A 9,573-nucleotide genomic window follows, 5' to 3' on the forward strand; every position below is an offset into this window, starting at 1 on the left:
GAAGTTTTTGGAGAACTGCGAACTGCGGGTAAAATTTTACTAGTTAGTACCCATGAATGGGGAAAATCTCTAAGTCAACTCGATCGAATTTTGCTGCTCAATCAAAGTCTAATTGCCGATGGTTCGCCCGCAAAAGTCATGACTCCGGCTAATCTACAACAAGCTTATGGTGTTTCATTTCATCAGCAAAGCGATCGCAATCCTAGTACAGATTTATTTTGTTAATGACGTAAGTGGATAGTGAATAGTGGAAAGTGAATAGTGTTGAGAGTTTCTATTGAATTGCAGCTAAAAATCTGTAACTAGCAACTTGGGTTAATCGGTTGCTTGGTTGACGATCGATCTTAGGTCTGAACGCATCTTCTACCAGCATGTAAAAACGATTGAAAATAGCCTATTCACTATTCACTATTCACTATTCACTATCCACTAAAAAACTAGTAACCTTGTTTTAACACAAGATCTGAATATGCTAAATTTTCTCGTCGAACCTTGGCAGTATGAATTCATGCGAAATGCGATCGTCATTGGCATTCTCGTTGGTATTTTATGTCCGGTAGTCGGTAGTTATCTCATTGTCCAACGGATGGCATTGTATGGAGATGTCATCGCCCATGCTGTCTTGCCAGGATTATCGCTTTCATTCTTCTTGGGTATTGATATTGCGATCGGGGCGTTTATATCTGGCATCATGGGTGCGGGGACTATTTCGTGGATTCGATCGCAATCGAGAGTCAAGGTTGATGCGGCAATGGCGCTGACTTTTTCTAGTTTCTTTTCGGTTGGAATTATTTTGATTTCTGTACTCAGGAATAATATCGATCTTGATAGTTTTCTGTTTGGCGATATTTTGGGAACAACGACAACTGATATCTATCGAACGGCAATTGTCACGGCGTTGATTCTGGCAGTAGTTTGGTTGTCTTATAAAGAGTTGTTATTCTATACATTCGATCGAACTGGAGCCGAAGCAATGGGCTTACCAGTGAGAGTGATTCATCTCGGATTTATGTCGGCAATTACGCTGACGATTATTGCTAGTATGCAGGCAGTAGGTGTCATACTAGTGATTTCGCTATTAGTTGGGCCAGCTTTGACGGCATATCTACTCGTAAAAGAGCTGCATCAAATGATGATTTTGGGTGCATTTATCGGTGCGGTTGCGAGTCTGAGTGGCGTATATATTAGTTTTCATCTCAAACATGTGCCGTCTGGCCCGGCGATCGTCATTGTATCTTCAGGTTTATTTATCCTCGCATTATTACTTAGCCCCTCTCAAGGTATTTTGACTCAACGATTTCGATCGCCATCTTAACTCGACAATCTGCCCCGTTTGAGGAGAATGGGTGCAGATTGTCGAAATTCGCTAGTTAACTGGCGAATTGATAGTCTTTCGCCGCCAATAATTGCCAACTGTCACGATCTGCCGATCGTAAATCCAACACCGTTTGATGATAGTCAATCAGACTAGGACGATGCCCAACACTGATATAAGTGATATCTTGACTTTGTAGTAACTCGTAGAGCCGCCGCTCATTAGTCACATCCAGGGCACTAGTAGCTTCATCGAGAATGACGTATTTCGGCTGGCTGAGCAGAATTCGCGCAAAAGCTAACCGCTGTTGCTCGCCTTGGGAGAGGACAGCAGCCCAATCTTTTTGGGCGTCAAGTCCACCCATCCGTACTGATAAGTTTTCCAGGTTCACTATTGCCAGTGCCGATTGGATTTCCTCATCGGTGATATTTGTCCGCAGGTTGGGATATTTCAACTGTTCGCGCAAGGTACCTAGGAGCATATAGGGCTGCTGGGGCAGGAATAGAGCTTGTGTATAATCGGGACTTTCAATCGTGCCCGTACCGTTGCGCCACAGCCCAGCAATCGCTCGCAGCAGCGAACTTTTCCCGCAGCCACTCGCACCCACTACCAGCAAGGATTGAGGTGGTGTTAGCTCGAAGGAGAGATTTTCAAATAGAGTCTGCTCGGCATTGGGAGTGTTGAGCGTGAGTCCATCTACTTTAAAATAAGATGAGGGGTAATTGACAATCCCAGTACCGACAACATCTCTAGTTTCCCGGTGCCGAAAGCGTTCGTACAGCATCCCCAACCGCTCGATACTCGCGGCAAATGAAGAAATACTCTGAATTCGCGTCGGGATGATTGATAAAGCACTCAGCACCATTTGGAAGGCAAATATCCCCTGCCCGATCGTGCCAAAATCAACTTGTTTAGCAAAATATAAAGGTGCCACAATTAGGTAAGGTACCAACCGCGCAAAATAGTTATAAGCATACTGAAAGATATCTAACAGCGCCAGCCAAATTATCAATAAATCGTAGTTTCTAATCGCTCGACCGAATCGACCTTCAACTTGATTGAGTTCTAAATTCTCGCCCCGATAAAAAGCGATCGATTCGGCATTATCGCGAACGTGAACCATCCCATAGCGGAAATCACCTTCAAGTCGCAATTGATTGAAGTTAATCTTGATTAGCTTAGTCCCGATCCACATTGCCAAAATAGTGGCAATAGAAACATAGCCAACCAATCCGATCGTCAATTGGGTGGAGATACTATACAGAATTCCGGTAAAGGCGACCAAATCTAAAACTGAATCCAGAATATCTAAAATCAGATCTAAAATAGTCGTTGTAAAAGAATTTACATCTTCAGTCATCCGTTGATCTGGATTGTCAATATCTGTATTAGCTGCATTGGAATCTAGTTCATAATAAGCTCGGTTGCTAAAATAATCCTTTAAAAATGTATTCGTCAGCCACTCTCGCCAGAACAGAGCTAGTTTTCGTCGCGTGTACCGATAACTAATCAGAATGGGAATCGCCACAACTAGCGTAATACCATACACCCATAGAAACTCCCAAAATACCTGGGGATTTCTACCATTGAGAGCATTATCGATAAATCGAAAGACATAGCTAATCAGCACATTTAGACTACTGACGATGAATGCCAAAAATAGTAATAGTCCCAATACTAACCATTGCTTTTCTCGTCCTTTGAGCTTCCGTCGATAAGCGTAGAATATGCCACTACTGACGATTAGTAATACCAAAAATATATAAGCAGGTGTAAATGTCAGGAGATTTTGAAATATCTCCATCGAGCTTTTGCCCAAGCTAGATAGAAACTTGAGATAGATAATCTCATTTACTAACCCTGCAAAAAATTTAGGCGCGAACTGAAAGCCAATTAAGGCAAGGACGACAACAAAAAAGAATGTAAAAGCAACAACAAATACTAGTTGTGTTAAAATTAGCAATAGAAACTGAAGCGAACTTCTCGGCCCTGGTGGATAGAAGTAAGGTTGGGCAACTTCAACAAATCGCTGCCAAAGCTGGCGATCGAATCGAAATTTGAGTGGCAATTTAGGCTGAGATTCTGCGGTCATAGCAATTGAATCCAAATCGGGATATTAAGGAGTTGACGATAATCGAGGTTGTTTACATTACTCCTTTAATGAATCTTAATATATTTTTATCGTCCAGAACATCAGTGGACAACTGACTATCGCCACTGATGAACCACAAAATCATCCCATTGAAATCAAAAAAACAGGCAAAACAAATAACGTTAGTTACTTATTTTGCCTGGTAGTTTTAACAGGAAAGTTTCTTTGCGGTTAGGCAAAGACAAATTGGCTAGCATTACCAGGAGTTAAGCTACTCGCTTGAATTCCGGTCAGGATTGCCAAGGTTTGAGAGCCAAAGTTGATGCTAGTATCCGCACCAATTTGAGTCAATTTCAGACTGGTTGCACTAATCCCCAAGCTCTTGGCACCCTGAATTCCGATTACGTCGGTACCGATTTGGAAATCCACAATCGTATTCGCCGCACCAGGAATTTCGGCATTGGCAATCCAGAATTGGTCGGCACCAGCACCGCCGGAGAGGAGGTTATTACCGCCGCTACCAGCGAATAACTTGTCGTTACCGTCGCCACCTAGAGCGCGACCATTTGCACCGAGGAACAGGGTATCATTACCAGCACCGCCGGAGATCCGATAGTCTTTGGCATCGGTAGCATCGAGGGTATCGTCGCCAGCCGTACCAAAGACGCGATCGTTATTACCAACAAAAATCGTGTCTGCACCACTGCCAGAGTCAATCCGGTTATTCCCAGCGATCGATCCAGCAATTGGGACATCCACTTTATCGTTACCTGCACCTGTGAATACGAGGTCGTTAACACCATCAAAGCCTGGTGTCTTGCCAGCTACTAAGTCATCAGCACCAGCAGTTCCGGGTACTAAGGTTTGCTGACTGGAAGTACCAAACAATGTTTTGTACATCAGGTTGTAGATCTCGGTATTGTCGAGGGTGCTGGGCAATTTATCGGCATTTAAACCATAAGTTTTAGCGACGATACTACCAGGAAAGTCCGGCGTTCCGACCCAGCTTACCCCGAAGTTACCCATCGGGCCATCGATACTATCTTTGGCACTAAATGGTTTCCAGGGGAACTCTGTACTGGCGGTACTACCATTAGCACCATCGAGGAAGGCGCGAGTAGTGTTGGTGGTAGTTGGGTTGATGCCGATAAACGGAACTTGAGTTTCACTGTCCTTGAGCGCGAAATCTGTCGTGATATTACCAGCCGGACGAGCGTATGGAGCGTACTGGTAAACCTGTAAGCCACCTGCATCGCTATCAGCCGCCGTAATTACCAAGGTGTTGGGGTCTTGGGTATCGACATATTTTTGGGCGACACCGATGGCAGCATCCGCGCGGCGCATTGCTTCGATCGTGCCAGCCGCGTTATTATTATTGGCGAAGTTGTCGGTACCCTCTTCTTCGACGACAGCAAAGAAGCCATCAGGATCGCGTTTGACGATCTTTAGCGATGCTTCGAGCATTTCGGCGACAGTCGGAGCTGTGGCTACATACAGCGGCTTAGGACTGGCTGTATTCAATCCCAATGCTTCTTCGGTGCGATCGTCATAAGTATTGACCGCTGCAAATACACCGAGGATTTTCTCTGGTGGCTTGGCACTATTTACCACCTGATTCATTTGGTCTTCGGTGTACACTACCGTGTATCCGAGCGACTTGGCTAAATCGATGAGGTTAGTCGTCGGGCGACGTTGTGGGCTGCTTTCAGACGCATCTACCGCCGCCGTAACGTGAAATCCGGTGGAGCCTTTGGGTAGCATATACAGCTCACCACCACCAAAAATCACATTAGTACCAGAACGAATCACCTGCTCGATGATTTCGGCATATTTATCCCGCGCCCGAATTTCGTTACCATCGCGATTGGTGGTTTTGGCAGCAAACGCCGCCGAACCAGGCTCGGCAAGGTGTCCAGACTGAATCAGCACGGTAGCTTTACCAGCTTCGATCGCTTCTTCTAAGATGGTTTTACCTGTATTGCCCGAACCAGGTTTAACTAGAGAGTTGTCTTCTTGCAAACCGAAGGACTCATTAAATACCTTCGTCCCAGTTGCGTGGATGACTGCACCTGCATTAGAAGTAGCACTCAACTGGTTTTCCAGATGTCCGAGGTAGACCCCCGCATTAGACATATTATCCCAGTTCAAGCGACCATCTGGCCCTTTATCGACATTCCGCAATGCCATGTAGTGAGACGGCCCAGTACCATCGGGATGGATAAAGATGACATTCCCAGTATCTTTAGTCGCGGCTGGAGCCTTAGTCGGTGCCGGATTGCGCGAGGTGAGTTCTTTCTCGAATAATGTCTCGTACATCAACTCGTACATAACCGTATTGTCTACAGTCGCAGGCAATTTATCCGAGTTAAGACCGTGCGCTTTAGAAACGATCGAACCGCTAAAATCTGGCGTACCAGCCCAAGCCACTGCAAAGGGAAATACATTTCCATTCGCATCGGGAGCGGCGAGGAATGGGAGTGTACCAGCCCCTGTTTTACCATCTTGTGGGATCGGACGCGGGGTAGTTGTCGGGTTATTATTAATTGTGCCGACGGGCTTGGTGGCATCGGCTACGTCAGTAACTTGCAAGCCACCCGCATCGCTATCGGCAGCAGTTAAGATTAAGGTATTAGGATAGCGATTGATAAAGTCTAAAGCTACGCCGATCGCTTTGTCAGCGCGGAGCGTGCCTTCGATCGTGCCAGCAGCGTTATTATTATTCCCAAAGTTATCCGCACCCTCTTCTTCAACGATCGAGATCGATCCATTTTTGAAGTTGGGGTGCTTCTCCATCAACTTCTGGGTGATATCCAACATCTCACCGATTGTCGGTGCAGATTCCTTGTACAGTGGGAGATTCGCTGCGGCTAAGGCTTCTTCTGGTCGATCGTTAAAAGTATGAATCGGTGCAAATACACCCAGTACTTTAGTCGGTGTTATGGGAGTCTTCTTGGGGTCGAGTAGATCTCGGTACTGTGCCTCGGTGTAAACCACCGTATAGCCAGATTTTTTGGCGAGTTCGATTAAATTTTCAGTAGGACGGACGAGCGAACTTTTACTGAGCGCATCGTATTCAGCCGCAGTGCCGTGAAAACCCGCCTGACCGACCGGAATCAGGTTCAGCTCCCCACCGCCCAAGATAAAGTTGACCCCAGAATTAATCACCTGCTTGGCGATTTCTGCTTGTTGAGAGCGGGGCACAGTCTTGCTACCATCTGGGTTAACAATTTCCTTGGTTTTGGCAACAAAGGCGGCTGTACCAGGCTCAAAGATCGCACCTGATTGGACTAGTGCAGTCACTTTACCTGCATCTCTAGCTTCCTCGACGATCGTTTTGCTAGTGCCAGACAGAGATTTGACGGGGGTATTACCTTGCTCCAGACCGAAGGATTCAGCATAGACTTTCGCGCCTGTTGCATGGGTAACAGCACCACCATTAGATGTGCCGCCCAGTTGATCTTCCATGTGTCCCAGGTAGACACCTGCTTTGTCAAGATTATCCCAGTTCAGCCGTCCGTCGGGGCCTTGTTCGACAAACCGCGCCGCTGCGTAGTGAGATGGGCTAGTCCCATCGGGATGGATAAAGATAACATGATTTCCAGTTTGCATGACGATCCAAATTTGTATGATTGGTAAACGGTTGTCTAGAGCCAGTTACAATTGATTTGAGACGGGTTTTGGAGCGAAATTTTAAAAGTTTTTAGTGCGGAAATGATAATGATTATCCACTCACACAATGATTTCACAAATAGGTTAAGGATGATTAATGAGCGGGTTAACAATTAAATCGATTGAGTGCAACAGCAATGTAAAAACGATCGCATTTTTCCAAGTTTAGAATTGGTTGGTGCTTTGTTTCTCAAGCACATCCACAAACGCTTTCGGAGCAGATGTAATTCTTAGATCTTCAAATAATTCTTTCGGCATGAATTTTTCTAGAATCGGCATACATTCCTCTAGCTCGTTTTTCCTCATACCGAAACTATCGTTTGAAAGCAGCGAAAACCCAAAATCTGAATAAAGCTTAATTGCTCGAAAACTAGATGGCTGTGTGTGCAAGTAAACAGGATAATCTTGCCTTTCTAGTTTCCGCATAATAATTGAAAGCAAAGTACCAACACCTTGTCCTTCGCATTCTTTGAGGACTTTGAACCATTGAATCGTATTAAATTCATCATACGCTTGCCAACTCAAGCAGGTGGCGATGGGTTTACCTTGCAGATCGCAGACGAACAACGTTTTAGCAAAAAATAATTCCTCTTTTCCACCATAAGTCACTCTAAAGTAATCGGACATAAATCCATCATATTCTTTTGCCAAAACTAGTTAAATCTGGCGAACTTGCCATCTAATTGAGTGTGATACCTACTTGCAGTGCCGCTACCCTACAGCCATTGCAATCACAACTAAAATTTTTCCCAGCAAGTTGTTGTTGTCGCGCAAGTAAAGCTTGGTGGGCAGATTTGGGGTCGATAACAGGTGCTGCTACTGGTTGGATCTTCCAGGCTTTAAGTGCCTCTGGCTGCGGTTGCGGTTGGGAAGGATTAGCTTGAGCGAGATAAGTGGCTCCGATCGCTCCAGCCACAGGTAGCCATAGTAAGTTAAATAGTTTCATCTTAAATATTTTTCAGCGATTCGATCGCTATTATAAATCTGTCCGAGCGGCTTCTAGCATTTTGCATTTTACGGCAAATGGAAATTGTAAGGATTCCCAGTTGTGATTACCTGAACGTGCATTCATGTGTTAGGATATTAAGATAACTCAAAAGAGAACCACCATGTCTACTGTTACCCAAATGAAATGTGCTTGTAACTCCTGCCTGTGTATCGTTTCGCTCTCAGACGCGATCGTCAAAGACGGCAAACATTACTGTGGCGATGCTTGTGCTAACGGTCATCCCGCCGGACAAGGTTGCGGACACACAGGCTGTGGATGCAGCAAATAAATGTCAGATCGATCTACCGAACCAGTAACGAGCGAAGATGGGGAAGAACTTTGTTGTGAAGCTCCCCATCCGACTCACCCTGACGATGCAAATTCCCCACCCACCGAAATGCTCTCGGTGGAGAAGGCACAGCGTCTGTCAGAGTTTTTAGGCTTTTTAGCCGATCCCAATCGGTTGCGAATTCTCTCGATCCTCGCAGCGAAGGAAATGTGCGTTGGCGATTTGGCGGCGATGTTGGAGATGAACGAATCGGCGGTATCCCATCAGTTAAGAATGCTCAGGGCAAACCGATCGGTCAATTTTCGCAAGCAGGGGCGGCATGTATTCTATAGCCTGCAAGATCGTCAGATGCTCGACTTTTACCAGGCGGCGATTCTCTTTCAGAGAGGCTACGCCAACGAGCCGATCGCACTTATTTAGCCGCAAAAGGTGTATATTTACCCCCTAATCCTTCGACGATCGCTTTAGTATTGGAAACTAACATCTGCTGATAAGTTCCACCTGGACTATTCGCTTCGCCCAAGCCATCAGCATAGATTTCTTGCTGTGCTACTTTTACTTTCGCTTCTTGCGCGATCGCAGTAATTAATTTAGGATTGAGTGTCAATTCTGCAAAAATAGTCGGTACTTGTGCCTGCTTAATTTTGCCAACCAGTTCTTTCGCTCTAGCTGCATTTGGTTTTTCTTCCGTACTCAATCCTTCCAAAGCATCAACCCGGATTCCATAAGCTTTTGAATAGTATCCTAGTGCGTCATGAGTGGTAAATAATACTTTTTTAGCCGTAGGAATTGTGTTTATTTGCGATTTAATCCAAGTATCGAGCTGCCCGATTTCAGAAGTTAATTTTTGAGTATTTTGCTTGTAAGTTGCGGCTTGGGCTGGGACAACTTTTTCTAAACTAGTCGCGATCGTTTCAGCAATTTTAATCCCATTCTGGGCATTGTGCCAAACATGCGGATCTGTCGTGCTTTTACCATCTTCTTCAAATTTCTGGGGTTGCGGTACGGCAACTTCATGTACGGCGATTTTTAGAGCTGAGTTAGATGTGGCTTTAATCGCTTTCTCCAGCTCTGGCTCGAAGTCATAACCTCCATATAAGACTAGTTTGGCATCCTCGATCGATTGTCTAGATTCTGGTGTCAGTTTATAAACGTGAGGGTCGCTACCAGGAGCAAGCAAGCAGACTACATTTACAGTGCTAGCTGCAATTTGTTTGGTC

General features: G+C 45.3%; 8 protein-coding genes and 1 pseudogene. 4 read left to right on the forward strand and 5 right to left on the reverse strand.

Annotation, left to right across the window (positions count from 1 at the left end; all coding sequences use genetic code 11):
* Positions 1–225: pseudogene (locus tag RMO35_RS17060) on the forward strand (manganese ABC transporter ATP-binding protein); the annotation flags it as partial.
* A 244-nt stretch (positions 226–469) separates the two neighbouring features.
* Entirely contained in the window at positions 470–1,315 is an 846-nt protein-coding gene (locus RMO35_RS17065) for a metal ABC transporter permease (RefSeq protein WP_309742513.1), read from the forward strand.
* Between the two features lie 55 nt (positions 1,316–1,370).
* On the opposite strand, the gene RMO35_RS17070 is transcribed toward RMO35_RS17065, so the two are convergent.
* The 4 genes from RMO35_RS17070 to RMO35_RS17085 form a co-directional block, all read right to left on the reverse strand.
* Entirely contained in the window at positions 1,371–3,407 is a 2,037-nt protein-coding gene (locus RMO35_RS17070; protein ID WP_309742514.1) for an ABC transporter ATP-binding protein/permease, read from the reverse strand.
* Positions 3,408–3,638: 231 nt separating this feature from the next.
* On the reverse strand, positions 3,639–7,016 hold the full coding sequence (locus RMO35_RS17075) for an alkaline phosphatase (protein ID WP_309742515.1): 3,378 nt from the start codon (positions 7,014–7,016) through the stop codon (positions 3,639–3,641).
* A gap of 225 nt (positions 7,017–7,241) precedes the next feature.
* Positions 7,242–7,727 (reverse strand): GNAT family N-acetyltransferase, encoded by a 486-nt coding sequence (locus RMO35_RS17080; RefSeq protein WP_309742516.1) that lies wholly within the window; start codon positions 7,725–7,727, stop codon positions 7,242–7,244.
* 28 nt (positions 7,728–7,755) lie between these two features.
* The gene (locus RMO35_RS17085) at positions 7,756–8,022 is read right to left on the reverse strand and encodes a hypothetical protein (protein WP_309742517.1); all 267 of its coding nucleotides are present in this window, start codon (positions 8,020–8,022) and stop codon (positions 7,756–7,758) included.
* Positions 8,023–8,185: 163 nt separating this feature from the next.
* Between RMO35_RS17085 and RMO35_RS17090 the strand changes: the two genes are divergently transcribed.
* Both RMO35_RS17090 and RMO35_RS17095 read left to right on the forward strand, forming a co-directional pair.
* Complete coding sequence (locus tag RMO35_RS17090; protein WP_309742518.1) at positions 8,186–8,353, forward strand: metallothionein; 168 nt, start codon at positions 8,186–8,188, stop codon at positions 8,351–8,353.
* Positions 8,354–8,773, forward strand: a complete 420-nt coding sequence (locus RMO35_RS17095; protein ID WP_309742519.1) for a metalloregulator ArsR/SmtB family transcription factor — start codon at positions 8,354–8,356, stop codon at positions 8,771–8,773.
* On the opposite strand, the gene RMO35_RS17100 is transcribed toward RMO35_RS17095, so the two are convergent.
* Positions 8,766–9,573 (reverse strand): metal ABC transporter solute-binding protein, Zn/Mn family (locus tag RMO35_RS17100; protein ID WP_309742520.1); only part of this gene is annotated, 808 nt, incomplete at its 5' end. The two genes, RMO35_RS17095 and RMO35_RS17100, sit on opposite strands and share 8 nt — an antisense overlap.

This window comes from Chamaesiphon sp. OTE_20_metabat_361, assembly GCF_031364565.1.

What these genes read in the sequence shown, in the direction of transcription:
- RMO35_RS17065 (WP_309742513.1), top strand. Translation starts at nt 470, where the DNA reads ATGCTAAATTTTCTCGTCGAACCTTGGCAGTATGAATTCATGCGAAAT.
- RMO35_RS17070 (WP_309742514.1), bottom strand. Translation starts at nt 3,407, where the DNA reads ATGACCGCAGAATCTCAGCCTAAATTGCCACTCAAATTTCGATTCGAT.
- RMO35_RS17075 (WP_309742515.1), bottom strand. Translation starts at nt 7,016, where the DNA reads ATGCAAACTGGAAATCATGTTATCTTTATCCATCCCGATGGGACTAGC.
- RMO35_RS17085 (WP_309742517.1), bottom strand. Translation starts at nt 8,022, where the DNA reads ATGAAACTATTTAACTTACTATGGCTACCTGTGGCTGGAGCGATCGGA.
- RMO35_RS17090 (WP_309742518.1), top strand. Translation starts at nt 8,186, where the DNA reads ATGTCTACTGTTACCCAAATGAAATGTGCTTGTAACTCCTGCCTGTGT.
- RMO35_RS17095 (WP_309742519.1), top strand. Translation starts at nt 8,354, where the DNA reads ATGTCAGATCGATCTACCGAACCAGTAACGAGCGAAGATGGGGAAGAA.